Origin of the sequence: Amycolatopsis nalaikhensis (assembly GCF_030264295.1) — a bacterium.
GTDB lineage: Bacteria > Actinomycetota > Actinomycetes > Mycobacteriales > Pseudonocardiaceae > Amycolatopsis > Amycolatopsis nalaikhensis.
Map to the genome: position 1 here is coordinate 7,042,392 of NZ_CP127173.1, position 25,140 is coordinate 7,067,531.

25 protein-coding genes are annotated in these 25,140 nt (G+C 68.7%); 14 read left to right on the forward strand and 11 right to left on the reverse strand.

Going from position 1 to position 25,140, the window contains the following annotated elements:
• Both QP939_RS34570 and QP939_RS34575 read right to left on the reverse strand, forming a co-directional pair.
• Positions 1-930: a galactose-1-phosphate uridylyltransferase gene (locus QP939_RS34570; RefSeq protein WP_285450502.1), complete on the reverse strand. Its 930-nt coding sequence runs from the start codon at positions 928-930 to the stop codon at positions 1-3.
• Complete coding sequence (locus tag QP939_RS34575) at positions 927-2,339, reverse strand: glycosyltransferase (RefSeq protein ID WP_285450504.1); 1,413 nt, start codon at positions 2,337-2,339, stop codon at positions 927-929. The genes QP939_RS34570 and QP939_RS34575 overlap by 4 nt, the downstream gene beginning before the upstream one ends.
• Before the next feature lie 194 nt (positions 2,340-2,533).
• Here QP939_RS34575 and QP939_RS34580 point away from each other — a divergent pair, with 194 nt between their 5' ends.
• Together QP939_RS34580 and adhP are read left to right on the forward strand one after the other, a co-directional pair.
• Complete coding sequence (locus QP939_RS34580) at positions 2,534-3,151, forward strand: Rv1733c family protein (protein WP_285450505.1); 618 nt, start codon at positions 2,534-2,536, stop codon at positions 3,149-3,151.
• A gap of 72 nt (positions 3,152-3,223) precedes the next feature.
• Positions 3,224-4,234, forward strand: a complete 1,011-nt coding sequence (gene adhP / locus QP939_RS34585; protein ID WP_285450507.1) for an alcohol dehydrogenase AdhP — start codon at positions 3,224-3,226, stop codon at positions 4,232-4,234.
• A gap of 355 nt (positions 4,235-4,589) precedes the next feature.
• Here the strand turns inward: adhP and QP939_RS34590 are convergent, their stop codons facing one another.
• On the reverse strand, positions 4,590-5,057 hold the full coding sequence (locus tag QP939_RS34590; RefSeq protein WP_285450508.1) for a hypothetical protein: 468 nt from the start codon (positions 5,055-5,057) through the stop codon (positions 4,590-4,592).
• Positions 5,058-5,661: 604 nt separating this feature from the next.
• On the opposite strand from QP939_RS34590, the gene QP939_RS34595 reads away from it, so the two are divergent.
• From QP939_RS34595 to QP939_RS34615, 5 genes are all read left to right on the forward strand, one after another.
• The gene (locus QP939_RS34595; protein ID WP_285450509.1) at positions 5,662-7,320 is read left to right on the forward strand and encodes a TIGR04141 family sporadically distributed protein; all 1,659 of its coding nucleotides are present in this window, start codon (positions 5,662-5,664) and stop codon (positions 7,318-7,320) included.
• Between the two features lie 449 nt (positions 7,321-7,769).
• The gene (locus QP939_RS34600) at positions 7,770-8,264 is read left to right on the forward strand and encodes a hypothetical protein (protein ID WP_285450510.1); all 495 of its coding nucleotides are present in this window, start codon (positions 7,770-7,772) and stop codon (positions 8,262-8,264) included.
• Between the two features lie 28 nt (positions 8,265-8,292).
• Entirely contained in the window at positions 8,293-9,264 is a 972-nt protein-coding gene (locus QP939_RS34605; RefSeq protein ID WP_285450511.1) for a tyrosine-type recombinase/integrase, read from the forward strand.
• A 70-nt stretch (positions 9,265-9,334) separates the two neighbouring features.
• Positions 9,335-11,056 carry a hypothetical protein gene (locus QP939_RS34610; RefSeq protein WP_285450512.1) on the forward strand — a complete coding sequence of 574 codons (1,722 nt, stop codon included), beginning with the start codon at positions 9,335-9,337 and terminating at the stop codon, positions 11,054-11,056.
• 294 nt (positions 11,057-11,350) lie between these two features.
• Positions 11,351-12,510 (forward strand): IS3 family transposase gene (locus QP939_RS34615; protein ID WP_434219586.1). Its coding sequence is split into 2 segments (ribosomal slippage): positions 11,351-11,629 and positions 11,632-12,510, totalling 1,158 coding nucleotides; the frame shifts between segments, so codons are not numbered across the junction.
• A gap of 64 nt (positions 12,511-12,574) precedes the next feature.
• On the opposite strand, the gene QP939_RS34620 is transcribed toward QP939_RS34615, so the two are convergent.
• The 4 genes from QP939_RS34620 to QP939_RS34635 all read right to left on the reverse strand — a co-directional run bounded on the left by QP939_RS34620 (position 12,575) and on the right by QP939_RS34635 (position 14,644).
• Positions 12,575-12,739: a hypothetical protein gene (locus tag QP939_RS34620; protein ID WP_285450513.1), complete on the reverse strand. Its 165-nt coding sequence runs from the start codon at positions 12,737-12,739 to the stop codon at positions 12,575-12,577.
• Positions 12,740-12,854: 115 nt separating this feature from the next.
• On the reverse strand, positions 12,855-13,196 hold the full coding sequence (locus QP939_RS34625) for a hypothetical protein (protein ID WP_285450514.1): 342 nt from the start codon (positions 13,194-13,196) through the stop codon (positions 12,855-12,857).
• A 42-nt stretch (positions 13,197-13,238) separates the two neighbouring features.
• Positions 13,239-13,736 (reverse strand): hypothetical protein, encoded by a 498-nt coding sequence (locus tag QP939_RS34630; RefSeq protein WP_285450515.1) that lies wholly within the window; start codon positions 13,734-13,736, stop codon positions 13,239-13,241.
• Between the two features lie 167 nt (positions 13,737-13,903).
• Positions 13,904-14,644, reverse strand: coding sequence for a DUF2249 domain-containing protein (locus QP939_RS34635; protein ID WP_285450516.1), 741 nt, complete (start codon positions 14,642-14,644; stop codon positions 13,904-13,906).
• A 314-nt stretch (positions 14,645-14,958) separates the two neighbouring features.
• On the opposite strand from QP939_RS34635, the gene QP939_RS34640 reads away from it, so the two are divergent.
• Positions 14,959-15,336 (forward strand): hypothetical protein, encoded by a 378-nt coding sequence (locus QP939_RS34640; protein ID WP_285459915.1) that lies wholly within the window; start codon positions 14,959-14,961, stop codon positions 15,334-15,336.
• Positions 15,337-15,407: 71 nt separating this feature from the next.
• On the opposite strand, the gene QP939_RS34645 is transcribed toward QP939_RS34640, so the two are convergent.
• Positions 15,408-15,707, reverse strand: coding sequence for a DUF3040 domain-containing protein (locus QP939_RS34645; RefSeq protein ID WP_285450518.1), 300 nt, complete (start codon positions 15,705-15,707; stop codon positions 15,408-15,410).
• 278 nt (positions 15,708-15,985) lie between these two features.
• On the opposite strand from QP939_RS34645, the gene aceE reads away from it, so the two are divergent.
• Both aceE and QP939_RS34655 read left to right on the forward strand, forming a co-directional pair.
• The gene (gene aceE, locus QP939_RS34650; RefSeq protein ID WP_285450519.1) at positions 15,986-18,706 is read left to right on the forward strand and encodes a pyruvate dehydrogenase (acetyl-transferring), homodimeric type; all 2,721 of its coding nucleotides are present in this window, start codon (positions 15,986-15,988) and stop codon (positions 18,704-18,706) included.
• 5 nt (positions 18,707-18,711) lie between these two features.
• A complete protein-coding gene (locus tag QP939_RS34655) occupies positions 18,712-19,596 on the forward strand; it encodes a universal stress protein (protein WP_285450521.1) in 885 nt (294 codons plus the stop codon).
• 220 nt (positions 19,597-19,816) lie between these two features.
• Here the strand turns inward: QP939_RS34655 and QP939_RS34660 are convergent, their stop codons facing one another.
• The 3 genes from QP939_RS34660 to QP939_RS34670 all read right to left on the reverse strand — a co-directional run bounded on the left by QP939_RS34660 (position 19,817) and on the right by QP939_RS34670 (position 23,227).
• Positions 19,817-21,784, reverse strand: coding sequence for an aconitate hydratase (locus QP939_RS34660; RefSeq protein ID WP_285450523.1), 1,968 nt, complete (start codon positions 21,782-21,784; stop codon positions 19,817-19,819).
• 151 nt (positions 21,785-21,935) lie between these two features.
• Positions 21,936-22,841, reverse strand: coding sequence for a slipin family protein (locus tag QP939_RS34665; RefSeq protein WP_285450524.1), 906 nt, complete (start codon positions 22,839-22,841; stop codon positions 21,936-21,938).
• 41 nt (positions 22,842-22,882) lie between these two features.
• Complete coding sequence (locus QP939_RS34670) at positions 22,883-23,227, reverse strand: hypothetical protein (protein WP_285450526.1); 345 nt, start codon at positions 23,225-23,227, stop codon at positions 22,883-22,885.
• A 130-nt stretch (positions 23,228-23,357) separates the two neighbouring features.
• Between QP939_RS34670 and QP939_RS34675 the strand changes: the two genes are divergently transcribed.
• The 4 genes from QP939_RS34675 (at position 23,358) to fdxA (ending at position 25,079) form a co-directional block, all read left to right on the forward strand.
• Positions 23,358-23,816, forward strand: a complete 459-nt coding sequence (locus QP939_RS34675; protein WP_285450528.1) for a MarR family winged helix-turn-helix transcriptional regulator — start codon at positions 23,358-23,360, stop codon at positions 23,814-23,816.
• Positions 23,813-24,181, forward strand: a complete 369-nt coding sequence (locus QP939_RS34680) for a DUF488 domain-containing protein (RefSeq protein WP_285450529.1) — start codon at positions 23,813-23,815, stop codon at positions 24,179-24,181. The genes QP939_RS34675 and QP939_RS34680 overlap by 4 nt, the downstream gene beginning before the upstream one ends.
• Complete coding sequence (locus QP939_RS34685) at positions 24,178-24,342, forward strand: hypothetical protein (protein ID WP_285450530.1); 165 nt, start codon at positions 24,178-24,180, stop codon at positions 24,340-24,342. Before QP939_RS34680 ends, QP939_RS34685 begins: the two co-directional genes overlap by 4 nt.
• A 380-nt stretch (positions 24,343-24,722) precedes the next feature.
• Positions 24,723-25,079, forward strand: a complete 357-nt coding sequence (gene fdxA / locus QP939_RS34690; protein ID WP_285450532.1) for a ferredoxin — start codon at positions 24,723-24,725, stop codon at positions 25,077-25,079.
• Positions 25,080-25,140: the final 61 nt, after the last annotated feature.

The window sequence follows — 25,140 nt, forward strand, 5'->3', positions numbered from 1 at the left end:
TCACCGCGCTTCGGCCGACCCGACCAGGGTGCGCAGGCGCGCGGCGGCGTGTTCCGGTGACACGGTCGTCACCGGGACATCCGTCGCCAGCTCCAGTCCGGCGGGAATCTCCAGTCGAGGCACCAGTTGCAGTGACCAGGCGAGGAACGGCGCGGTCTCGTAGCCGCCGGGCGCGGTCCGCACGACGATGTTGTAGGCCGGATCACCCAGTTCGGCACGCAAGGCGGCGAGGACCGCCCGCAGGCACCGGGCCGTCGCGTGGATCTCTTCGGTGTTCGCGGTGGCGAAGTCCGGTCGTGCCCGGTGCGGGAGGATCCGGACCTCGTAGGCGGCGATCGGCGCGAACGGCGTGTAGGCGACGACGTGGTCGTCGGCGAAGACGACCCGTTTGCCCTCGCTCAATGCCGCTTCGAGCTGTTCGTCGGCCAGCCGGCGGCCGTGGTCGCGGTGGTGGACGCGCGCCGACTCCAGCTCGCGCCGCGTTCCCGCGGACAGCACCGGCAGGCCGGCCACCTGCGAATGCGGGTGCGCCAGCGAAATGCCGGCCGCGAGGCCGTGGTTGCGGAACACGACAACCTGGGCGGCCGCGGGCCGCAGCGCCCGGTGCCGGTGCTGCCAGGCGCTGAGCACGTCCGCGACCTCCGCTTCGGTGCCGGTCGCGAGGTCCCAGCCGTGCCGGGGCGACTCGATGACGATCTCGTGCTTGTCGGACAGCGCGTACCGGTTCGGGACCGCGCGGACGCGCCAAGGCGATCCGTCCCCGGGCAGCCGCCAGGTCTCGGGCGGGGTGTCCTCGGTGCCCGGGCAGAACGGGCACGCGGCCCCGGCCGCGCTGTGCGGGCGCGTCCGGCGCCCCGGCGCGAGCACGGTCCAGTCCTCGGTTTCGGCGTTCCAGCGCAGCTCGCCGCCGTGCCACGCCTGGGTCGTCACGACGCCTGCCCCGGCCGGAACGCGGTGCGGCACCGCTCGGAGCAGAAGGAGTAGGTGCGGCCGTCGTCGACGACGGTGGGCGTCGCGCCGCCGGGCGGCACGGCCAGTCCGCAGACCGGATCGCGGTGGTCGGACCGGGTCATCAGCGCGCCGGGCGGATCGCCGTGGGCGAGGCCGTCGAGCAGCGTCAGCTCGTCGAGCAGGAGCCGGGGGAGCAGGAAGTGCCGCCGGACGCGTTCGCGGCCGGACGCGCCCAATGCGGCCGCGCGGCCCGGGTCCTGGAGCAGGTCCAGCAGTTCCCGGGCACAGTGTTCGGTGGAGTCGACAAGGACGCCGCCCGTGTCGTCGGCGACCTGCAACGGGATCCCGCCGGCCCGTCCCGCGACGATCGGCGTGCCCTTCCACAGCGCTTCGGAGACGACGAGCCCGAACCCTTCGCGGATCGACTTCTGGATCATCACCGACGAAAACTTCTGGAACGCGTTGACCTCGACGTTGCCGACGCCGGTCAGGTTGGTGAAGACGTGGATGTCCGGGTCGTCCCTGCTCGCGTCGCTGATGCTGCGGTAGACCTCCCACCCCTCCGGGTCGTCGAGCGCCATGGACCCGACGAGCGCCAGCTGCAGCCCGGGCACTTCGGGCCGCACCAGGCGGAAGGCCTCGATCACGCCCAGCGGGTCCTTCCACGGGTCGAACCGCGACACCTGCGTGACGAGCGGGCGGTCGGGTTCGATGCCGATCCAGTTGAGCACCGCGTGCGCGGTCCGGTCGTCCAGGGACATGTTCTTGGGGCTGAGCGGGTCGATCGCCGGGCAGATGATGTCGGCGCGGTCGCGCGGGAGCGTCGGGGGTACGAAGTCCGGCAGGGTGAACACCGTCGCGTCGTAGCCTTCGACGAATTTGCCGAGGTAGTCCCAGGCGCCAGGGGCGGGCTGGGAGGTGTCGACGTGGCACCGCCACACCGACCGGGCTCCCGTGGTGTCCGAAAAGGACAGCACGGCGGCCGGCTGCGGGTCGTGGACGAAAACGAAGTCGCAGTCCGCGAAGTCCGGGTCGGCCGACAGCTGCTCGGCATTGCGGCGCGAAGTCTCCTCGTAGAGCCGGATCTCGGCGTCCGTGATCGGTTCGGTGCCGCCTTGGAGCGCGTTGTGGAGCTTCTTCGTCACCGCGAAGAAGGCCGGCTCGCCGCTGATGATCTTCCAGGTCGCGCGAACACCGAGGTCGTTGTAGAGCGGCACGGCGGAGCGCAGCAGTTCGGAGACACCGCCGCCGTAGGGCGTGGCGCTCAGGTGGATGACCCGGGCACCGCGGAGCCGGTCCGCCACCGCCAGCAGCGGTTCCACGATCCAGTCCGGGGCGACCTTCCGATACGCCGAAACGGCGAGTTCACCGACGTCGACAGTCTGCATCTGAGGCCCTCTCGCTCGGCGGCCGGGGTTCCAGCGTCGGTCCGGGAGACCGGTGCCGCCAGGGCCCAAAGTCACCGGAATCGCGGCGGCGGAAACGGACGCATGGCCCGGGGGCGGGGGACCGTGTGCCCTGCACCGTGGCCGTGCTCGGCGGTGATGCTTGCCCCACCCCCTGGAGCGGAAGGCAGGACGCGATGTACACGTCGATGTGGTTCACCCGGTTGCGGCACAGCCTCTTCCCCGGGCGCGGCACCGTGGCCCGCCCGTCGGACCGGGTCCAGGCGGCCGTCCTGCTCCTCGTGGTCGTGTCGTCACTCCTCACCGGGGTGGGTGCGGTCCTGCTCGGAATCGGCATCCACGCCGGAGAAGCGGCCAAGTCCCGCGAACAGATCGCGTCGCGCTACGAGGCGTCGGCGGTACTGCTGGCGGACGGCCCGGCCCCCGGCACGGCCGGGCGCGGCGGCATCCCGGGCGAATCCGGGCCGGCCAAGGCGTTCTGGGTGACGCGTGACGGGCAACGGCACACCGGCGAGGTGGACGCCCCGTCCGGAACGGTCGCCGGCAACGAGGTCTCGATCTGGCTCGACGGCACCGGCACGCCGGTCGCCCGCCCGCTCACCCCGATCGCGGCTGCCGTGGACGCGACGGTCATCGCGACCGGGCTTTGGGCTGGTGTGGTGTTCCTGCTCGCTTTGGCCTACGGCGGAGTGGTCGTCCTGCTGAACCGGCGCCGCCTCGCCCGGTGGCAGCAGGAGTGGTTCGCCCGGCAGCCCGGCCGGACCCGGCGGGATGACCAAAGTCCTGCCGGCTAGTGACCGTCGGCCACGGCCCGCCCACGGGTGGATCGGCGATCGTGGACGCTCACCGTCCGAAGAGGAGCGAACATGAAGGCCGCCGTCGTCACGGATTTCTCGTCCCTGCTCGAGCTGCGCGAGGTACCGATCCCGGAGCCCGGCCCCCAGCAGATCCTGGTCCGGCTGGAGACCTGCGGGATCTGCCACACCGACATCCACGCCGCCCACGGGGACTGGCTGGTCAAGCCGGCGCTGCCGCTGATCCCGGGCCACGAAGGCGTTGGCATCGTCGAGCGCGTCGGTGCCGGCGTGCCGGAGACCCGGGTCGGGCAGCGAGTCGCCCTGCCGTGGCTCGGCTCGGCCTGTGGTGAGTGCGGCTTCTGTGTCTCCGGCTGGGAGACGCTGTGCGAGGCGCAGCTGAACACCGGCTACTCGATCGATGGCGGCTACGCCGAGTACGCCGTGGCCGACGCGCGCTACGCGGTCCCGGTGCCGGACGGCGTCGCGCCGCTCGAAGCGTCCCCACTGACCTGCGCCGGCGTGACGACCTACAAGGCGGTCAAGGTCGGCAACGTCCGCCCGGCGGACCGGGTCGCGATCTTCGGCGTCGGCGGCCTCGGCCACCTCGCGATCCAGTACGCGCGCATCGCGGGCGGCTTCGTCACGGCGGTCGACATCGAGCCCGGAAAGCTGGATCTCGCCCGCGAACTCGGCGCCGATCACGTGGTCGACGCGAGCGCCGGCGACCCGGCCGAAGCCATCCAGGCCGAAGGCGGCGCCGACGTGGCGATCGTGCTGGCCACCGCGCCGAGTGCCTTCGAGCAGGCCCTGCGCTCCCTGCGCCGGGGCGGTCGGCTGGTGTGCGTCGGCATCCCGGCGGGCGGGATCCTTCCGGTGCCGATCTTCGAGGCGGTGATCAAGGGCATCTCGGTGATCGGCTCGATCGTCGGCACCCGCAAGGACCTGGCGGAGGTCTTTGCCTTGCACGCTGCGGGCCGGACGACCGTGAAGGCCGAGACCCGGAAGCTCGAGGACATCAACGAAGCGTTCGAAGAGGTCCTGGCCAACCGCGTTCCCGCGCGTCTGGTGATCGAGTTCTGACTCGGTGACAGAGTGCTCCACCGAGCCGGATCTGCCGGGTGGTCATCCTACCTGCCGCAGGTCCGGCTCACGGGGTGGGCACGGTCAAGGACGCCATCGCCCGGCGGGTGGCGTCGGTGCGCTCGGCGTCCGAGGTGACCCCGGGGTCGGTTCCAGGAACGACGACGCGATCCCGGCCGGCCCCAGCGCGCCAGCACCGACCAGTCCGCCCGCCGCGTCGCCCCGAACGGCCGAGCTGCCGTCCGCCGCTCCGCTGTGTCCGGCGTGGACAGTCCCATCAGGATCAGGCCGCGGGCGGGCCAGCCGCCCCGAGGTCGCCCGCGCGGTGCGGGACAGGCCGGGGTGACCCGGCGAGTCACCTCTCGCCGGGTAGACGGGGACCTTCGCGGACCGATCCGTCGCCGGTCGCGACGCTGCCTCGGGGCACCCGCGGAACTTGGGGCTTCTGCGGCGGCGTCGACGGCGGGGCGGCTTTCGGGACGACGGTGAAGGTCGCGGTGAGCGTGCGGTACGCGATCAGGCCGTTGCCGCCCCGGCCTTCGCAGCGCACCGACACCGAGTACCGGCCCGACGGCACGGCCCGCACGGTCGCGGGCAGGTCGGCGGTCGAGCGGAGAGGGTCCACGGCTCCCGAGATGGCGAGCGCCATCGACTCGACAGGCAGCAGCGGCCGGAAGAAGAACGGCTCTTCCGCCGGGCACTCGATCCGGACTTCGACGTGGCTGCCGGCGGAGCCCCTGGCCGGTTGCACGGCAAGCCTGCCTTCGAAGCCGGCGGTCGCCGCCGGGGTGAGGCCGAGCAGCAGCGCGGTCGTCGTCAGCACAATAGCTCCTGAATGGCGGGACATGCCCCTTCCTCTCTCGCGTCCGTATCCGCTCATCGTCATCCGGCAGTGCGCGAACGGGGAGAGAAGAAAGTCATCGGCTGTGGTGTCCGAGGTCCATCGCCGCGGCCGGAGCGCGGTTCGGGTCGAAAGGGCGAAGGACATCTCCGGTGCGGACCCATCCGGGCCCGGTCGCAAGTCCGCTCGACGCAGTCTGGTCAACAACGAGACAACTTCGCTACAACGAGTGAAACTGGCCTGGTCGCCTCGTACTGTCGGTCACATGCTTGCCGTGTGCACCGCCGATCGGCGGAACTATCCGAAGCGGGCCGTTCACCGCTTCGGGTGGACCGCTGGCCGCTCTGGTTGAACTACCAGCGAGTACGCGCCGTGTCGTGCCGCATGCTGGCTCGACCACGTGTTACCCAGGTAACGGAACGCGGCCCTCTGCGGGAACAGAGGGCCGCGTGAGTGTTCCAACTGAATAGCCGAACCACGTCCAAGTCGCTCAACCATGGAACACCGCGAGCTTAGGGCTGCAGCGCGGAATGCGCCAGCCCCAGTTCTTGCGGTGTTCACTGGCCACGTCCACAAAGGATCGCCGATGCCCGTGAGCACCACCTGCAAACCAGTCAGCGTCTACCGCCTCGAAGGCGGCCGTGAACTGGCCGACTACCTCGGCCCCGTGGAGGACGACGTCCTCTTCGACGGCCCCGTCATCATCAATGGCATTGAAGGCCGTCAGGTCCTCGGTACGCGGGAGACCGACCGCCCGGCATGGGCGGATCAGGTCGAGTCGCTGACCGGCCTTGCCCTCCCGGAGCTGGCGGGACGCCAGCCGTGGACGGTCGTCCTCCTCCCGGTCGGTGAGTGGACATTCGCCCTCACGTTCGGTGGCGCTCACCACCTGCTCAACGACGAACTGGTCGACCAGTCCTTCGGGCTGTCGTACGCGATCCGGCGGCTCGACGCCGACCGCCTGGGCACTGTCGCCCGGGCCGCCCTGGACGCAACGGCGCGTCAGATCCAGACGTCGTTCCCCGGCGGCGGCGACCTCGGGGCCTTCGGGCTGGAGCCCTACGGCGAGATGGTCACGCGGGTCGCCGGTTCCGCGGACCTGAGCGACCTGACTTACGGCCGGGAAACCCGGCGCAAGCACCAGATCCGGGCCGCTCGGTCGCTCAACCTGCCGATGTCGAGCAGCCCCGCCGCCTTCACCCGGGACCTGGAGACCCTGACAACGATCGTTGACGAGCCGGACGAGCACTCCGCGCTGAGGTTCTGGGCGCAGACGCGTCCCCTCGGGAAGCGCCACCCGTTGCTGCCCGACCTCGAGCGCCGGCTGGCGAAGGCACTCGGCGGCGACGCGGACGCCGGGCCGCTGGGATTCGCCTGGCCGCACAACGCGATCCGAGAGGCCGAATCGGCCGACTCCTTCAAACTGCGCCGGGCCGGTAGAAGTCCGGTCGTCTTCACGCGCGAGGACGGGCTCGAGGCGATCGTCGGCCGGCTCTCGCTGCTGAACCCGCGGGAGCGGATCAGGCTGCTGCGCGATGCCTCGGTGACGCCGTGCGAGGACGTCGAAGGGCAGTACCAGCTCCGCAACCAGATCGCCCTGCGCAAGTGGATCTCGTTCGAAACCGAGATCGACCACAGCACCTACTGCTACCACCAGGGCGAGTGGTACCGCATCGGCGAGCAGTTCGTCGAGCAGATCCGCAGCCAGGTCGCCGAGCTCCTGACCCACCGCGCCGACCTCGACCTCCCGACCTGGGTCCCGACAGGCAAGCAGGACGATGAGCACCGCTACTGCGAATTGGTCGCCGAGCAGGCCGGATTCGTGTGCCTCGACCGGGACCTGGCCAAGACCCCGTTCAACCGGAGGTTGGAACTCGGGGACTTGCTCGGCCCTGGCGACCAGCTGATCCACGTCAAGTGGCTCTTCCAGGCCACCGCGGCCAGCCACCTGTTCGTTCAGGCCGGCAGCGCTTCCTGGTCCCTTCGCGCGGAGCCGGAAGCCCTCGAACAGCTGCGGGCCAAGGTGCGTGCGGCGGACCCGGAACGCGAGCTGAAGGCACCGTCCTCGGTGGTGCTGGCCGTGGCAGGTCGACCGTGGACGGTCGAAAAGCTGTTCACGCTGTCCCAGATCGGCCTGCTGCGCCTGAACGCCGAAGCACGTTTCCTCGACACCAAGCTGGAGTTCGCTGAGATCCCGTTCCTGGACAAGAAGACGGCCAAGCAGATGCGTGAAAACGCGGCTTAAGGTTGAGTGCTACGTAGGGGAGGGCCGGTTTCGCGACCGGCACTCCCCTACGCGGAACGTTGTCCCAGGGGCCGGCAGCGGCTCTGTGTAGCCGTGCCTCCGACGGTGTCTGCCACGGGCTTGAACGGCGAATGCGGCCGCAGGTTCATGGAGAAGGGGCGTTCTGATGGCGCACGTTCACGTGAACCGGCTGGCGTCCGGCCGCGGTGCAGCGCTATGGTCAGTCGCATGAACACGCATCCCGCGCAGGGATGCCACGAACATGTGTTCGATCCCCCCTCGGACACCAGTATTGGTGGAACTTCACCAATCATGCGAAGCATCACTCAACTCGATGGAGTGAAGCCCAGTCTCCTATAGGGTTGTTTGATCTCACTGGCTGTCATTCCCGATGGCGGGGTCGATGGCAGTGCACTTGCATCCGGGCTGCTTGGCGTGACGATAACGGGATGAACGAACCCGTCCGGGTACCGGCACGCTTCCGTCGTCCCCGGGAGCAGTTGATCGCGGCGCTCGTGCCGGACGCAGCGAAACCCATGCCGCCGCCCGCCCCGCTGCCGGCACTTCCCGCAACGCGCTTGCCCGCCGATTCCGAGTCTGGGCTGCTGATCGGCACGGCACGCATCGACCGCACCGGCCGCGTCCACGAACGCTCGCTGTTCCGGGCTTTGGGGTGGGGTCCAGGCCGGCGACTGGCTCTGGACACGGTCCGCGAGCTGATCGTCGTCGCACCCGACCCCGGCGGCTGGCACGCGGTCGACCACCGGGGCGCCGTTACGTTGCCCGCCGCGGCACGCCGGATGTGCGGCATCGAGCCCGGCCCGCCGCTTCTTCTCGCCGCAGCGGTGCACGAACAAATCCTCGTCGTCCATCCGGCAGCGCTCGCTGCTCACCTGCTGGCCGAGCACTACCGAGCCGCGACCGGTCTACACCGTGACAGCTGACCCGGCACGTATCGCCGCCGCACGCCGCATGCTGACGCAGCTCGGCTTGGACGTTTCCGACCTGCAAGACCAAGACACCGCGCCCGATGTTCCAACGCTGGCCGACTACCTGCCCCACGTCATCGCAGCGGCCGGCCCCGGCGCGCACCGCACCTACGGCACCTACTGGAACCGGATGCTCTCCGCGTGGGGCTCACGACGGCTGGACCAGATAGCGGCCAGCGACATCGAAGCGATGCAGCGCGACATGACCGCCACTGCCCGGTCACGACGCAACAGCCGCCACGGCAGACACGCCGGCGAGCACGTCATCGCCGCCGCTCGCGCCATCTACAACAGAGCCATCGCGGACGGCCTGATCACCTCCACCGCCAGCCCCGCACATCGCGTCGCCAAACCACGCAGACTCCCGAGCACCCGACGAGCGCTGACGACCCAAGAGCTCGACCAGATCAACACCGCCGCCCGTACCAGCGGCAACGACGTCATCCTCGACGCGCTCCTCCTGCGACTGCACACCGAGACTGCCTGCCGCCGCGGCGGCGCGCTCGGTCTCCGCTTGGCCGACCTCGACACCACCCACTGCCTGGTACGGCTCGAAGAGAAAGGCAGCACCATCCGCTGGCAACCCACCAGCCCGGCCCTGACACAGGCTTTGACGGAGCACGCCGCAGCCCGCGGCGCCACCGGGCCGACCGATCAGCTCCTGCGCTACCGCAACGGACGGCCGCTGACCACGCGCCGCTACGACCATCTCTGGTCACGCCTCGGCCAGCAACTCCCCTGGGTCGCCGCCCAGGGCATCTCCATCCACTGGCTACGCCACACCACCCTGACGTGGGTCGAACGCCACTTCGGCTACGGGATCGCCCGCGCCTACGCTGGCCACACCGACAACACCGGCCCCGCCACCACCACCTACATCAAAGCCGACCTCGAAGCCGTCGCCACCGCCCTCGCCGCCATGACCGGACAATCCCACCCCTTGGCCCATCCCTGACCGACCACAGCTCGGCGTGGTGCGGTCAATGAAGACGGTGTGATTCCCACCGCGCAGTATCGTCTTGCCCATGTTCAGCGCCTTCACACACAACGATCTTCTCCTGTCGATGAGGTCGACCCTCGCGGGAGATGATGTTGACCTTGAATCCGCCAGAAAGGCATACCAGGACACGAAGGGTGACTTCCGGGCGAAGTTCACGGCGGCGGTGGAGGCACGGCTCGCCCATCTGGTGCAGCCCGAGGTGTTCATCGACGTGCCAGAAAACGTCGATGAACTCCGCAAGTCCGACCTCGAGGCGTTGGTACGGCCCGCCGCTGACGGGTTCCTCCGTTCGAATCCCACCAAGGGCGAGTTGCTGGAGCAGGCGGCGAAGATCCGGCGGCGCCAGCACAAACGCCCTGCATGGATTCCCCGCATAACATCGGACGGCGAACCGATAGAACCGCCGGCAACAAGCTCGACCGCCAGCACGCGCGAGCCGGACCGGCCGCTCACGGTGGACGTCCTTGCCGAGATCGGCGAGGTAACCGTTCAGCTTCCCGCAGCGGGACAGGATCGCCCCGAGTTACCGATGGCATCGGGTGGTATCGGGGAGTGGGAAGCTGCGCTCTTTTCGCTGCTCGGTCTTGCCGACAGCGACTCACCAGCCAGCACTATCACGATCGATGCGGAGGCCAACGAAGCGCTGGTGCCCGAGGATAGCCGTTGGTGGTCGTCCGAACCGCCCAAATCGGTGCCGGCGCAGGAGGATCCAGGCGTGGCCAGCGAACTGCTGGCCACCACCGCAACGCTGGGCGGGCTGCCGGTCACCGACAACACCTCCGAGGGGTATGACGCGGTGGTCGGTGCCCTGGTATCCGCAGGAGACTGGCGCTACAGCCCTCGATGGGTGCTGGAGACTCACGATCCGGCCGACGGCACCGCCGCGATGGCTGTCGCGTATGCCGCAATCACCGGCTGGGCAGACGAGCACCGCAGCGGCGTCATCGTGTACGTGTACGGCGGTGCGCTCCGCACTGATGACGGCCTCTACGGTGCACCCGGCCCACTGCACAGCTACCTGCTCGCCGTGACCCGAGCCACCGACGGCACGGACGCCGTCGACACCGTCCGCCGCGTGATCTGGTCGTGCCCAGGTGATCACTGGTGCCGCCGCGGCGGCTGTCCCGATGTCGATCTTCCCGAGATCGCCGCGCTGCTCACACCGATCATCACTGCCGGGCACGCCGCGGCGGCAGCCCGCGACGCCGGTGAGGAAGCCTGGGCCGAGTCGTACCGGGTGCTCTATGGCGACGACGCCGAGCCGGAATACTTTGACCGTGTTCTCGACCAGGTGACGGCGGTGTTGTCGTCGGCCGGGTGGGCGGAGCTGGAACAATCAACGTGGGAAGGCGGCCTGGAGCAGTCCTTATTGCGTCGAGGCGAGCATTGTCTCGCCGTCGCGTACGACCCCGTCACCCGGCAAGTCCAACTCACCGACGGTAAGACCGAACTCGACGGGACCCTCCAACTGCTGGCTGACGACGGAGTGCTTGTCGAGGACGACAACGGGGAACGCATCGACACCGGCGAAGCAGCCGTCGAGAGTTGGGGTCTCGATCTGCTCACCGCAGCCAACGACCTGCTGCACAACCGCATCAATGACCTACCTCAGCTAACCTCCCCGGCCCAGGCCACGGTGCTCGGACTTCACCCGCACGCCGACGGCGACCTGCGCGGCCCAAGATCTGTTTCCCTCCTCGAGGGCCAACTCGGCGCCCTGCTCAGCACCACCGGTCTGCTGCCATAAAGGACGTGTCAAGGATGCCGACGCGGTCCTCACGACCTGCGCGACTAACGCCTGCCGTCGCCTCAGCCGCCAGGCCGCGGTCCTGATCGTCGGCGAGATCGGGGCCCGAAGAGGGGACCCGCACCGTCGACGTACAGCGTCAGTACACCGAAACCGCCGACCGAATCGAGAACTCACCGGTTCACTGTGTATTTGACGGATGCCACAACGGCGAGGCCTTGACGAGGGGGTCTGCCCAGGGTTCGGTTAACACCTCACCTGTGAGGCTCCGGCCTCGCCTGGAAGGATGTCACCGTGCCCAAGCCCTACCCCCGCGAGTTCCGCGACGACGTGATCGCCGTCGCCCGCCGCGGCGAAGCCCCGTTGAAGCAGGTCGCGAAGGACTTCGGAATCTCCGAGTCGTGCCTGGCCAACTGGCTGCGCGCCGCCGACGTCGAGGACGGCACCCGGCCCGGCGTGACTCGCGATGAGTCCACCGAGCTACGGGAACTGCGCAAACGCAACCGCCTGCTGGAGCAGGAGAACGAGGTCCTGCGCAAAGCGGCGGCCTACCTGGCCCAAGGCAATCTGCCGGGAAAATAGTCTTCCCGCTCGTCCGTGAACTGGCCGCGGCCGGCGCCCCGATCAGGGTGTCGGTCGCGGTGACGTGCAGGGTGCTGGGCATCTCCCGGCAGGCCTACTACCAATGGTGTGCAGCGCCGGTCTCGCAGCGGGACTACGACGACGCGCACCTGATCAACGCCGCGCTCGAGATCCACGCCGACGATCCGGCCGACGGGTACCGGTTCATCGCCGACGAACTCGCCCGCCGGGGCTTCACCGCCTCGGAGAACCGGGTGTGGCGGATTTGCTCCATGCAGCAGATCTTCTCTTCGCACGCCAAGAAGAAAGGCCGTTCCCACAAGGCGGGGCCACCGGTGCACGACGACCTGGTCCGCCGGGACTTCACCGCCACCGCACCGAATACCAAGTGGCTCACCGACATCACCGAACATTCCACCGGTGAGGGCAAGCTGTATTTGTGTGCGGTCAAAGACTGCTACTCCAACAAGATCGTCGGATACTCCATCGACTCGCACATGCGGGCCTCACTCGCCGTCAGCGCGCTGCGCAACGCGATCGCCCTGCGTGACCCGGCCGGAACCGTCGTCCACTCCGACCGCGGCGCCCAATTCCGGTCGGCAGCCTACCGGCGTCTGCTGCGCAGCCACAGGCTGACCGGGTCGATGGGGCGGGTCGGGGCCTGTGGTGACAACGCCGCGATGGAATCATTCTTCTCGTTGCTGCAAAAGAACGTTCTCGATACCCGGCGATGGCGGACCCGGGAAGAACTCCGGTTGGCGATCGTGTCCTGGATCGAGACGAAGTACCACCGCAAACGCCGCCAACGCGCCCTGGGCAAGCTCACCCCGGTCGAGTTTGAGACCATCTACACGACCGCAGCAGCGGCCTGAGAAGTAGTCAGCTCCGGTGTCAACCGAACCCTGGGCAGACCCCTTCGCCGTCGTCAACCTTCTGTCACCTCACGCTGACGAGCGCCGTCAAGACCTCCGGGTGCACCATCAGCACGCTGCTCGGCATCGCGACGATCAGCACCGCACCCACCACGAGAAGCCGGACGGTCCGGTGCACCCGGTCGGCCGACTCGCGGTCTGCGAAGAGGCTGGCAACGAGGTTCGGCACCGCCCTCAGGTTCCAGCTTGTCGGGTGGTGGCCTTGGTCAACCGGCTCTGGGGTTGACGCGCTCGAGCTCGCGGTCTGGTCTGGTCGTTGACCTCGTCGAGCGACGGTTGTTGAGCTATCGGACCTGCGGGGGCGGTGGGGAGAGTTTGGTGAGATCACCGGTCATGGGCTCGGACAGGTACACCACCGGGGCTTGGTCGAACGCCCAGGTGACCGCTTCGTGGAAGGTCTCGGTTTCGTGGGTGTCCGCGTGCGGAGCGTCCGCGTCGTGCGCACGAACGGCCAGCCACTTGCGCATTGTGCCTGGGACGAAGATCTTGACGCAGCCCTCGCCGGCCGCGGGGCGTGCGTCGGCGTCCTCGGCGTGGCGACGCTCTTGCCATCCCGGCGGCAGGGGCCGCTGGGATGGCGAGAGGTAGTCACGCCGAGGACGGAATGGCTCCTGCGGAGCGGTCATGGCAGCGAGCCTACGCCGGAACGTATATGCCTGCTGGGGACGTCAGGACTGGTGAAAGCCGCCGCTGCCGGGGTCGGCCGGCAGGTCGACCGGGTGGGCGGTGTGGAACCGGTAGAGGGGGTCACCGTCGAGGCTGTAAAGCACGGGGCTCTTGGCGTAGACGTACCAATGCCCGGACGGGCCGTCGGGCACGTTCCACGACCACTGCGTCACCTGCGACTTGCAGGCGCCGCCACCCCAGTAGCTGTTGTAGCCGTTCGGTTCCCAGAACCGCGAGGTGTAGGCAGGCACGTCGCCGACATCGAGGAAGGAGTACTTCCCGTCGACGGAACTGCCGGTCTGCCCGCCACACGCGTCGATCAGATCTCCCTCGAACACGACCCCGGTGGTGGCCGTGCTCGCATAGAACGAGACGGGTTTCGAGGTGACGTTGCTGCCCGACACGGTGTACTCGGACGCCATCGTGACTGTGCCGAGCTGCTCGTCGCCATACCCGAACGCGCCGGACACCTCGTAGTAGCCCGCGAAGTCGCTGGTCACCGCCCAGCAACCCTGCGAGCGAGGTGCACGGGGTTCGCGTCGAGTTGACGTCCTGTTTCGCTCAATCGCCAGAGGATCGCGATGGTGGCCTTCTCGGACTTCGCGATCTCGGTCCGTGCGTCACAGAGAATGCTCGGCCGGTCGGCACGTTCCGCCATCTTGCGACCTCACCGCGCTGTGGCCGGGCGGCCGATGCGGACCCGCCACCGAGCGGGGCCCTGTTCGAGGTAATCCCATGCGTATTGGCCCGGATAAGCGGCATCGAACTCGCGGCGCAACGGCTTTGGATCGTGGTTGTTGACCAGCACGAACGATTCGCCTTCGGCGAGCCTGGCGTAGGTGCCGAAGATACGAGGGTGCCGCCGGCCGTGGGGAATCTCCCGGACGTCGAGCTCATCAGGCTTCTCCAGTGACTTTCCCGCCAGCACGGCGCCCATGTCGTGAACGAGGCTCGGCAGGTCGGCTCCGGGGAGTTCGGCGAGGGCGGGAAGGAGAACCGATTTCTGGATCTCCAGGCATGACTCGAGCATGGTGACGAGGGAACGGGCGGCAGCGCGGGATCGGTCGGCAGTGCTGGCCGTTTCCAAATCCGAGACGTCGTCGGTGATGATCCGATGCTGGATGCGCAACGCGGTGACCAGCAGCCGGGTCGGACCAGCACCTGCCGCAGGCGCGTACAAGGCTTGGTCCGTGGCGGCGAGGTGACGCAGGACCCGCTCGGCGCAGAAGGCGTTCAGGCTGGCCTGGGCGGCTTGCCGATCGGCGGGCTCCAAGTTGAGCTCGGTCAGCAATGCCGACTTTGACCGGGCTTCGGCCAGCAGCGTGTCGATGATGTCGGTGAGCCATGCAGTCGCTCCTACGACGGGATCGTCGCCGGTGCCCCGGATGTAGACCGAAGTCGAGCTCATGTCGCCTTTCCTCCTTCGTGGCCACGTCCGATCCGCGCTCCGCGGGCGGCTCGGCGAGTTCCTGCACCTGACACCTCACCAGGCCAGCGTAGTTTTTACAAGCGTAGATAGTGTAAAATCCGTCTCAGCTTTCCGGTGAAGGAAGATGGGCGCTTGCTTGACCGGCCGACGCGTGCGTCCGGCCGCTCGGCCGTGCGTCGTCGGCCCCCGGGTGGCTTCATCCGTTGAATCGGCAGTTTGTGACGAAAGGCCTTCTCGCTGTGGATCACACGTCCAGCGCGCTCGTGAGTGCGTTCACCTTCACCTGGCTCGGCATGGTGATCGGCATTTCCTTCATCGAGGCACCGTTGAAGTTCCGCGCGCCCGGGGTCACGATCCCCCTCGGGTTGGGGATCGGCCGGCTGGTGTTCCGTGCCCTGAACGTCGTCGAGAGCGTGCTGGCCGTCGGTCTTGTCGTCGCTGTGGCACTTGGGAGGTTCGCCGGTCTGGCGAGCTCGCTGGTCGCCTTGGCGCTCGTCCTGCTCGTGGTCCAGCTGGTGGCGATCCGGCCGCGGCTGAACCGCCGCACCGACCGGGTCCTGAACGCTCCGGACGGGGCGGACCTGCCGCGATCACGGGCGCACGTCGCCTACGTTGCCGTCGAGCTGCTGAAAGTCGTCACCTTGGTGGTGCTCGGGATCGCGAACTTCTGATCAAGCGGGGGACCGGCGTCCGGTACGTGAACACGGCGGTACCGTTGCCCGGTCTCCCGCTCGGGCGTCGGTCATCCTGGCGGGGGAGTAGTAGTCACGCCCGGGTGTGCATCGGTCTCGCCCGGGCGAAGCCACATATGCCACCCAACCCACGCCACGACACCGATTCCCAGCGCGCTCGCCGGGGATCCCAGCAGCAGCATGACAATGCCGGTCACGCAGGCGGTGATCACGGTGATGCAGAGCCGCCAGCGGTGCCACAGTGGCCGATGAAGCGGGGCGTCGCGGAACGACCGTTCGAGATCCGGGTGATCCGCCAGGAGCCGATGTTGCAGTTCGCGCAAGGCCTTCCGCTCGCGGAAGTTCAGCATGATGCACCTCCTGGTGCCTCCCCGGCCGGATGATGCCCGTTCAAGGGGTGGACCCACGCACCGATCTATCGTAACACGATATATCTGACTGTCGATAGTGCGACGGCTGGCGCAGCCGTACCGTCTATGTATCGTGTTACGATATATTCGTGGCGCGCTGCGCCTGTCGTGCTCGGGCCGATCGGCACCTACGCACTCGGCCCTCCGATTGATCTGAAGCACTCGCTGCCCGCCAAGCGGCTCCGGGAGAGCCGGGTGGCGCCAGGAAGGGAGAGTCGATGTCGTCAGGTGCACAGGATCGTTCGGTGATCGGCAGCAGGCTCCCCAGCCAGCTTCTCGATCTGGATCCGGCGGAGACGCAGGAGTGGCTGGCGTCGCTGGACGGCGCGGTGGATCACGAGGGCGCGGGCCGGGCGCGGTACCTGCTGCTGAGTTTGCTGCAACGGGCGCGCGACCGCCATCTCGGGATGGCGGGCCTCAGCAACACCGACTACATCAACACGATCCCGCCGGACCTCGAGCCGCTGTTCCCGGGTGATGAACGGATCGAGCGGCGTATCCGGGCCTACATCCGATGGAACGCCGCGATCATGGTTCACCGCGCGCAACGTCCCGGGATCGGTGTCGGCGGGCACATCTCCACCTACGCCTCGGCCGCCTCGCTCTACGAGGTGGGCTTCAACCACTTCTTCCGCGGGCATGACGCCGAAGGTGGCGGGGACCAGATCTTCTTCCAGGGACACGCTTCGCCCGGAATCTACGCACGGGCCTACCTCGAAGGCCGGCTGTCGGAGGACCAGCTCGACGGTTTCCGCCAGGAAGTGTCCCACCACGGCCCCGGCGGCGGCCTGCCCTCCTATCCGCACCCGCGGCTCATGCCGGACTTCTGGGAGTTTCCCACGGTGTCGATGGGTCTCGGCCCGCTGAACGCGATCTACCAGGCTCGGTTCAACCGCTACCTGCACGCTCGCGGCATCCGCGACACCAGCCGCCAGCGCGTGTGGGCGTTCCTCGGCGACGGTGAGATCGACGAACCGGAATCCCTCGGCGCGATCGGCGTCGCGGCCCGGGACGGGCTGGACAACCTGACCTTCGTGATCAACTGCAACCTGCAGCGGCTCGACGGCCCGGTGCGCGGCAACGGCAAGATCATCCAGGAGCTGGAGTCCTACTTCCGCGGCGCCGGCTGGAACGTCATCAAGGTCATCTGGGGCCGGGAATGGGATCCGCTGCTGGCCGCCGACGCCGACGGCGCGCTGCTGAACCTGATGAACACCACCACCGACGGGGACTTCCAGACCTACAAGGCCGAGTCCGGCCGGTTCGTGCGCGAGCACTTCTTCGGCCGCGATCCTCGAACCCTCGCCATGGTCGCCGGCCTGACCGACCAGCAAGTCTGGGGTCTCAAACGCGGGGGCCACGACTATCGCAAGCTCTACGCGGCCTACCGCGCGGCCACCGAGCACACCGGTGCGCCGACGGTGATCCTCGCGAAGACCATCAAGGGCTGGACGCTCGGCTCGCACTTCGAGGGCCGCAACTCCACCCACCAGATGAAGAAATTGACGCTCGAGGACCTGAAAAGCTTCCGCGACCGCCTCTACCTCGACATCCCCGACGCGGACCTCGACGAGAAGCTGCCGCCCTACTACCGGCCCCGCAAACCCTCGGAGATCGAGTACCTGCACGAACGGCGCCGTGCGCTGGGCGGCTACCTCCCGGCCCGCACGGTGCGCAGCTCGCCGCTGAACCTGCCCGGTGCTCCGGCGTACGCCGTCGCCCGGCGCGGATCCGGCCGGCAGCAGGTTGCCACGACGATGGCGTTCGTCCGGTTGCTCAAGGACCTGATGAAAGATCCGGAGATCGGCCACCGGTTCGTGCCCATCATCCCGGACGAGGCCCGCACCTTCGGCTTGGACGCGCTGTTCGCGTCCAGGAAGATCTACTCCCCGCACGGCCAGAACTACCTGTCGGTCGACCGGGACCAGATGCTCAGCTACCAGGAATCCACCACGGGGGTCATGCTGCACGAGGGCATCACCGAAGCCGGCTCCGCAGCATCCTGGACCGCGGCCGGAACCTCCTACGTCACCCACGGCGAACCGATGATCCCGGTCTACATCTTCTATTCGATGTTCGGATTCCAGCGCACCGGCGACGGCATGTGGGCCGCGGCGGACCAGATGACCCGCGGTTTCCTGCTCGGCGCGACCGCCGGGCGCACCACCCTCAACGGCGAAGGCCTGCAACACCAGGACGGCCACTCGCTGCTGCTCGCCTCGGCCAACCCCGCGTGCATCGCCTACGACGCGGCCTACGGATTCGAACTCAGGCACATCGTGCGCGACGCGCTGCGGCGCATGTACGGCGAGCCACACCCGGGCGAGGACCAGAACGTCTTCTACTACCTCACCCTCTACAACGAGCCGATCGCCCAGCCCGCCGAACCCGACGTCGTCGACGTCGAGGGCATCCTCGCCGGCATGCACCGCTACGCTCCGGCCGAACCGGGCGACGGCGCGCACGCACAGATCCTCGCGTCAGGTATCGCGGTGCCCTGGGCGCTCGACGCGCAGCGCCTGCTGCACCAGGACTGGAACGTCCACGCCGACGTGTGGTCGGTGACCTCGTGGACCCAGCTGCGCCGCGACGCCCTCGCCACCGACGAGTGGAACCTCACCCACCCCGCGCAGCCTCGCCGCACCGCGTACGTCACGAGCCGGTTGAAGGACGTGCAGGGGCCAGTGGTGGCCGTGTCGGACTGGATGCGGGCCGTGCCCGATCAAATCGCTCCGTTCGTGCCGGGTGACTGGTGTTCGGTGGGCACCGACGGGTTCGGACTGTCCGACACCCGCCCGGCCTTGCGGCGGCACTTCCGGATCGACGCCGAGTCGATCGTGTACCGGGTGCTGCACCAGCTGGTCCGCCGCGGCGAACTGGGCGGGCTGGTCTTGGCCAGGGCCGCCGAGATGTACCGGCTCGATCCCGCGAGCAGGTGAGCGGGATGCGGCGCAGACGTCCGGTCGTCGTCGGCGTGGACGGAACCGAGTCCGCTCACGACGCTCTCGACTGGGCCGCCGCCGAGGCGGCGGCCCGCCGACTCCCGTTGCGCGTCGTGCACGCCTACGCGACTGCGGTCTCCTGGGCTGTCCTCGGTGAGTTGCCGCGGCCGTACGAGAACATCGGCGTGCCCGACGCCGCGAGACTGGTGATCGAGCAGGCGGTGCAGCGCGCGCGATACGTCGCTGCCGAACTCGAGATCAGCACCCGGCTCCTGACCGGGGCCGGAGCGCCCGCGCTGCTCGCCCAGAGCGCCGACGCCGAGCTACTCGTTCTCGGCAGCCGCGGTCTGGGCGGCGTGCGCGGCCTGTTCGGCGGATCGGTCAGCTTCCGGGTCGCCGCGCGCGCGGCCTGTCCGGTCGTTGTGGTCCGCCCCATGCAGCCCACGACGCCGGGGCGGTCGGCCGCCCGCGTCGTGGTGGGTGTGAATGGCTCACAACGGTGCGAACGCACCATCGAATTCGCCGTGCGGGCCGCGGCGCAGCGAGGCGTGGGCGTCACGGCGGTCCACGCCTGGTCCGTGCGCGGCACGGCCGACGTCGCCGCGGTCACCGACGACTGGTCGCTCGCCGAAGCCGCCGAGTGGCGCACATTCCAGCGCGTCTTCGACCCGTGGCGCTCCCGCCTGGCCACTGCGCAGATCGAGCTTCGGCTCGTTCCGGGGCGCGCGCAGGACGTGCTGGTGGCCGAGTCCGCCGGCGCGGCCCTCGTGGTGGTGGGGTCGCGTGGTCGAGGCGGTGTGCGGGCGGCGCTGGGCGGGTCGGTGAGCCAGGCGGTGCTGCAGCACGCGGGCTGTCCGGTCGCCGTGGTCCGGGAACAGCCGGCGTGACCGTCCGCCTGGGTCCCTATCCGTCGGTGTTCTCCTGGAGCGTTCTCGAGAAGGGTTCGCGAGTGACACCCACGGTCACTTGGCCGCTGCGCAGGCGCGTCGACCGGCATACCGGGCGCCGGGCATGGCGCCGTGGTAGGGGCCTCGGTGTGTTTCGTGAGCCGGGAGAGGTCTCTGGTGATCGTCCCGCCGGCGTCGCGAAATCCTGATGTGCCGCGGCTCAGCGCGGGGATGCGGGTTCGTGGTTGCGCAGCCAGGGGATCATCCCGCCGGCCAGCACCATCGCCACTTGCCGGGCGGAGAGGTGGTGCCGGGCGAGGTACTCGTCCTCTGTGGTCGCGTTGCGGACGGTGATCGCGGTTCCCGACGCGATCGCATACCGGAGGTTGTCCACCACGAGGACGTCGTCCTGCTTGATCCGCTGGTAGTCATCGGGGTCGCCGAACTCGAGTGCGAGTACCCCGAAGTTGGCCAAGTTCTGCCAGTGGATGCGGGCGAACGACACGGCGAGGACGATCCGGAGGCCGAGAAAGCGGGGCGTGATGGCGGCGTGCTCCCGCGACGACCCTTGGCCGTAGTTGGTGCCGGCCACGACGATGTGCCCGCCGCGGTCCCGGCTCCCGAGCGCGCGATCGGCGTAGCTTTCGTCGATCTGGCCGAAGGTGAACTCCGCCAGCTTGGGAATGTTGCTGCGGTAGGGCAAAACCCGTGCTCCGGCGGGCAGGATCTCGTCGGTGGACACGTCGTCACCGGCTTTGAGCACGACCGGCGCCTCGACGCGGTCGGGCAGCGGCGGGAAGTCGGGAAGCGAGGCGATGTTGCGGCCTTTGACCAGTTCGGTGTGGTCGGCGGACTCGGCGGGCGGCGGTTCGAGCATCGCGGTGTTCACGCTGGACTCGGCCGGCAGCTTGATCCGCGGACAGGTGATGCCGAGCAGAGCGGGCAGATCGCGTGGGTCCGTGATCTGCCCGGTGAGGGCGGCGGCCGCGACGGTCTCGGGCGAGCACAGGTAGACCGAGTCCTCGCGGGTGCCGGAGCGTCCGGGGAAGTTGCGCGGGACGGTGCGCAGGCTGTTGCGGCCGTTGGCCGGTGCCTGTCCCATGCCGATGCAGCCCATGCAGCCGGACTGGTGCAGCCGTGCCCCGGCGGCGATGAGGTCGAACGTCGCGCCCATCTTCGTGAGGTCCTGCAAGATCTGCCGCGAGGTCGGGTTGACGTCGAACGACACCCGCGGGTCGGCCTGCCGGCCGGACACTATGGCGGCGACCACGGCGAAGTCCCGGAGACCGGGGTTGGCCGAGGAACCGAGCACCACCTGCTGCACGTCGCGCCCGGCGACGTCGCGGACGGTGACCACATTGCCCGGCGAGCTGGGCAACGCGATCAAGGGTTCTACTGTGGACAGATCGATCTCGTCGGCGAGGTCGTAGGTGGCGTCCGCGTCGGCGAGTATCTCGACGAAATCGTCCTCGCGCCGTTCGGCCCGCAGAAAGGCGCGCACCTGCTCATCGGACGGGAACACCGTGGTCGTGGCGCCCAGTTCGGCACCCATGTTCGCGATCACGTGCCGGTCCATGGCGGTCAGCGTGGCCAGGCCCGGGCCGTGGTACTCGATGATCCGGTTGACGCCGCCCTTGACGCCGTGGCGGCGCAGCATTTCCAGGATGACGTCCTTGGCACTGACCCACGCAGGGAGCGCGCCGGCCAGCCGGACGCCCCAGATCTCGGGCATCCGCAGGTGGATCGGTTCCCCGGCGATGGCCATCGCCACTTCGATGCCGCCGAGGCCGATCGCCAGCATGCCCAGCGACCCGGCCGCGGGGGTGTGGCTGTCCGACCCGGCCAGTGTTGTGCCGGGGCGCCCGAAGCGCTGCATGTGCGTGGGGTGCGAGACGCCGTTGCCGGGCTTGGAGTACCAGATGCCGAACCGGCGGCAGGCGGAGCGGAGGAAGTCGTGGTCTTCGGCGTTCTTGCTGTCGGTCTGCAGCAGGTTGTGGTCGACGTACTGCACGGACACCTCGGTACGCGCGCGGTCGAGGCCGAGGGCTTCCAGTTCGAGCATCACCAGGGTGCCGGTCGCGTCCTGCGTGAGGGTCTGGTCGATGCGCAGCGCGATCTCCTGCCCCGGAGTCATTTCGCCCGAGACGAGGTGCGCGGCGATCAGCTTCTGGGCGACGTTCTGTCCCATACCGTGCCTCCTGGCCGGGTCGGGGATGGTGTCCCGGTCACCGGTGGGGGGACGGGGGGGGGAATCCACCGGTGACCGGGCGACGCCCCGCTCCTGTCGGGGCGCGATTCTGCGGGTGCTCTGCCCGCAGGGGTGTTGTCGACGGGCGGCCCTACTGGACCGGTCGCCCGCCGACGGGCGCGGCGTGCTCGGCGTCGTCGACATCGATGATGTGCGGCGTGAATGGCGCCGGGCGGCCGTTGCTGGTGGACGGCGCCGGTTCCGGTGTGTGAACGGCGTCGCCGGCCGGCTGGTCTGCGTCGCGGGGGGTGGCGCGCTCCAGGAACCGGAGCAGTTCGACGGGGAAGGGCAGCACGAGCGTGGAGTTCTTCTCCGAGGCGACTTCGACGACCGTTTGCAGCAGCCGCAGCTGCAGTGCGGCGGGGTGTTCGGCCATGGTCTCGGCGGCCCGGGCCAGCTTCGCCGACGCCTGCAGTTCCCCGTCGGCGGTGATGACGCGGGAGCGTCGCTCGCGTTCGGCTTCGGCTTGGCGCGACATCGACCGCTTCATCGATTCGGGCAGGACGACGTCCTTGATCTCCACCCGGTCGATGTGCACGCCCCAGTCCTGCGCGGGACTGTCGATCATCAGCTCCAGGCCTTGGTTGAGCCCTTCCCGGTTGGACAGCAGGTCGTCCAGCTCGCTCTTGCCGATGATCGAGCGCAGCGAGGTCTGGGCGACCTGGCCGATGGCCGAGACGTAGTCCTGCACGTCGACGGCGACGCGGCGTGGGTCGATGACGCGGAAGTAGACGACGGCGTCGACGCGGACGGTCACGTTGTCCCGGGTGATGCCGTCCTGGGCGGGTACTGGCATCGTGACGATCTGCATGCTGACCTTCTGCAGTCGGTCCGCGATCGGCACCAGCAGTGCGATGCCCGGCCCGCGGATGGCCGGCTGGACCCGCCCGAACCGGAAGACCACTCCGCGTTCGTACTGGTTGATGACCCGGATGCTCGCCTTGAGCCAGATCGCGCCCAGCGCCAGGATGGTGAGCAGCAGGTAGGTGAGGACCATCGTTCCTCCACGGGTGAGTTCCTCGAACCCGCGCCGGCCTTTCAGGCGGCGACGGAAGGTGTGTAACCGGTAAAGCTGTTGCCGCGTGCCGTTCTCGGCGTGGCCAGGAGCTGTCGGACCTGGTGTCCGCCGAACGCGTCCGGTTCGTGCAGCACTTGAGCGTGCGCCCAGGGGGAGTGATCGAGGTCGGTCAGCTCGTTGAGCGAGCCCGGGGCGGCCCACGATCGACGCGGCGGTGTGGTCATCCGGGCGAGGATTTCCTTCTCGCTCAAGACGTTCGGGCCTACGAGCATCAGCACGAAGAGCGCTGTCGTGACCAGCGCGGCGGTCGCGTACGCCTGCTGCTGGATCTCGCCGGGTATTTCTTGTTCACGTGCACTGAGCATGCCACACCTCCTGGGTGCCTCCCGGCTGCGACGGGACGTCGGCCGACCATGCATTTGTATCGTATCACGATATAGTTGTGGTCGGGTCGGTCGCCGTGAAACTCCTCGGCGCGCGTGGTCTCATGGAGTCATGACAACGGACGGCGGCCGCGTGGGATCGAAACGGCTCACCAAGCAGGACTTCGAGGAGCTCGCGCGCTTCCGCTTCGGTATCCGGCGCTACCTGCGCTTCAGCGAGGAAACCGTGCGCCGCCACGGCCTCACCCCGCAGCACTACCAGCTGATGCTGGCCCTCAAGGGCTTCCCCGGCCGCGAGTGGGCGACCATGCGCGAACTGGCCGAGCGGCTGCAGTTGCGGCACCACAGCGTCGTCGAACTGGTCAACCGGGCCCAGAAGCAAGAACTGGTGGAGCGGGCGCCGGATCCGACCGACGCCCGCGCCGTGCGGGTCCAGCTGACCGAGCACGGCCAGCAGGCACTCGCGCAGCTGAGTGCTCTGCACCGGGACGAACTCCGGCGCCTGGGCGCCGCGCTCACGCTGCCGATCTGGGACGAACCGTCGGACAAGGGGCAAGGTGGTGGAGCATGACGGAACAGCCGCTGGTGCGGGTGCGGCGCGCGTACGACGACCCGGAACCCGAAGACGGTGTCCGGGTCCTGGTGGACCGGCTCTGGCCTCGGGGAATCCGCAAGGACGCGCTGAACCTGGACGACTGGAACAAGGACGTCGCACCGTCGGCCGAGCTCCGTGGGTGGTTCGGCCACGACCCGGACAAGTTCGCCGAATTCGCCTCCCGGTACCGCGACGAGCTCGACACCGTCGCCGGCCGGGCAGCGCTCGACCGGCTCCGCGCGTTGCCGCAAGGCAAGCCGCTGACCTTGCTCACGGCGACCAAGGACGTAGAGCAAAGCCAAGCCGCGGTCCTGGCTGACCTGCTCCGGCGACATCGATGACCGCCCCGCGGCACCCGCCCGGCGACGAACAGCCCGTCGCGGAGCCGCCGTCCGGTGGCGACCCGGTCTGCTGGCTGTCCCGCGTCTGCCCGGAATGCGGCCAGTTCATCGAGGACGCCCAGGTCGACCCGGAGTCGCACTGCCCGGCCTCTGCCAAGTAACCAGTCTCTCGAGACCAGCCGTGGAAAAGCGGCCGATGCGCCTGCGACCGGTTCACGGTCAGCCACGGTCGGGTGCCGGGTAGTCGCTGCCGCTCTTGGCGACGGTGAGCAGCACAGCCGAGTCCTCGATCGCCTCGAGGGAATGTCGCGTACGCGGCACGATCAGCATCTCTCCCGGCCTCGCCGGGATTGTCGTGCTCAGCGAGTGAAAACCCCGCGGCCAGGGCGAGCACGGGTGTGCTGCTGAGCGAGCTCGTCCAGTGAAGACTTCTCCATCGATACGCTCCTTCGGCCTCGATCGGGCTATCGGCCAGTCTTTTATACGAGTACTCTAGTAATAAATAGCCGAGACGGAAGCCGGCGAGCCGAACGGAGCACCGATGGCCTACGTGATCGCCGAGCCCTGCGTCGACGTGATGGATCGCGCCTGTGTCGACGAATGCCCCGTGGACTGCATCTACGTCGGGGAACGCTCGCTCTACATCCATCCCGACGAGTGCGTGGACTGCGGCGCGTGCGAGCCGGTGTGCCCGGTGGAAGCGATCTACTACGAGGAGGACCTGCCCGAACGCTGGCAGATCTACCTCGAGGACAACGCCCGCTTCTTCACCGAGACTCTCGCGACTCGCTCGGCGCCACTGGGTAGCCCTGGTGGTGCCGCGAAGGTCGGTGACGTCGGCGCCGACACGGCTCTCGTCACCTCGTTGCCCCGTCCGGAGCCGGCGCCGGGAAGTTGACGGCCCGGGGGTGCGGGGATTTCGTGTTCGTCGCCGACGTGGAGGTAGCTGTGACTGACCG

What these genes read in the sequence shown, in the direction of transcription:
- QP939_RS34575 (WP_285450504.1), bottom strand. Translation starts at nt 2,339, where the DNA reads ATGCAGACTGTCGACGTCGGTGAACTCGCCGTTTCGGCGTATCGGAAG.
- QP939_RS34580 (WP_285450505.1), top strand. Translation starts at nt 2,534, where the DNA reads ATGTACACGTCGATGTGGTTCACCCGGTTGCGGCACAGCCTCTTCCCC.
- adhP (WP_285450507.1), top strand. Translation starts at nt 3,224, where the DNA reads ATGAAGGCCGCCGTCGTCACGGATTTCTCGTCCCTGCTCGAGCTGCGC.
- QP939_RS34595 (WP_285450509.1), top strand. Translation starts at nt 5,662, where the DNA reads ATGCCCGTGAGCACCACCTGCAAACCAGTCAGCGTCTACCGCCTCGAA.
- QP939_RS34600 (WP_285450510.1), top strand. Translation starts at nt 7,770, where the DNA reads ATGAACGAACCCGTCCGGGTACCGGCACGCTTCCGTCGTCCCCGGGAG.
- QP939_RS34605 (WP_285450511.1), top strand. Translation starts at nt 8,293, where the DNA reads ATGCTGACGCAGCTCGGCTTGGACGTTTCCGACCTGCAAGACCAAGAC.
- QP939_RS34610 (WP_285450512.1), top strand. Translation starts at nt 9,335, where the DNA reads ATGTTCAGCGCCTTCACACACAACGATCTTCTCCTGTCGATGAGGTCG.
- QP939_RS34625 (WP_285450514.1), bottom strand. Translation starts at nt 13,196, where the DNA reads ATGACCGCTCCGCAGGAGCCATTCCGTCCTCGGCGTGACTACCTCTCG.
- QP939_RS34635 (WP_285450516.1), bottom strand. Translation starts at nt 14,644, where the DNA reads ATGAGCTCGACTTCGGTCTACATCCGGGGCACCGGCGACGATCCCGTC.
- QP939_RS34640 (WP_285459915.1), top strand. Translation starts at nt 14,959, where the DNA reads ATGGTGATCGGCATTTCCTTCATCGAGGCACCGTTGAAGTTCCGCGCG.
- QP939_RS34645 (WP_285450518.1), bottom strand. Translation starts at nt 15,707, where the DNA reads ATGCTGAACTTCCGCGAGCGGAAGGCCTTGCGCGAACTGCAACATCGG.
- aceE (WP_285450519.1), top strand. Translation starts at nt 15,986, where the DNA reads ATGTCGTCAGGTGCACAGGATCGTTCGGTGATCGGCAGCAGGCTCCCC.
- QP939_RS34655 (WP_285450521.1), top strand. Translation starts at nt 18,712, where the DNA reads ATGCGGCGCAGACGTCCGGTCGTCGTCGGCGTGGACGGAACCGAGTCC.
- QP939_RS34660 (WP_285450523.1), bottom strand. Translation starts at nt 21,784, where the DNA reads ATGGGACAGAACGTCGCCCAGAAGCTGATCGCCGCGCACCTCGTCTCG.
- QP939_RS34665 (WP_285450524.1), bottom strand. Translation starts at nt 22,841, where the DNA reads ATGGTCCTCACCTACCTGCTGCTCACCATCCTGGCGCTGGGCGCGATC.
- QP939_RS34670 (WP_285450526.1), bottom strand. Translation starts at nt 23,227, where the DNA reads ATGCTCAGTGCACGTGAACAAGAAATACCCGGCGAGATCCAGCAGCAG.
- QP939_RS34675 (WP_285450528.1), top strand. Translation starts at nt 23,358, where the DNA reads ATGACAACGGACGGCGGCCGCGTGGGATCGAAACGGCTCACCAAGCAG.
- QP939_RS34680 (WP_285450529.1), top strand. Translation starts at nt 23,813, where the DNA reads ATGACGGAACAGCCGCTGGTGCGGGTGCGGCGCGCGTACGACGACCCG.
- QP939_RS34685 (WP_285450530.1), top strand. Translation starts at nt 24,178, where the DNA reads ATGACCGCCCCGCGGCACCCGCCCGGCGACGAACAGCCCGTCGCGGAG.
- fdxA (WP_285450532.1), top strand. Translation starts at nt 24,723, where the DNA reads ATGGCCTACGTGATCGCCGAGCCCTGCGTCGACGTGATGGATCGCGCC.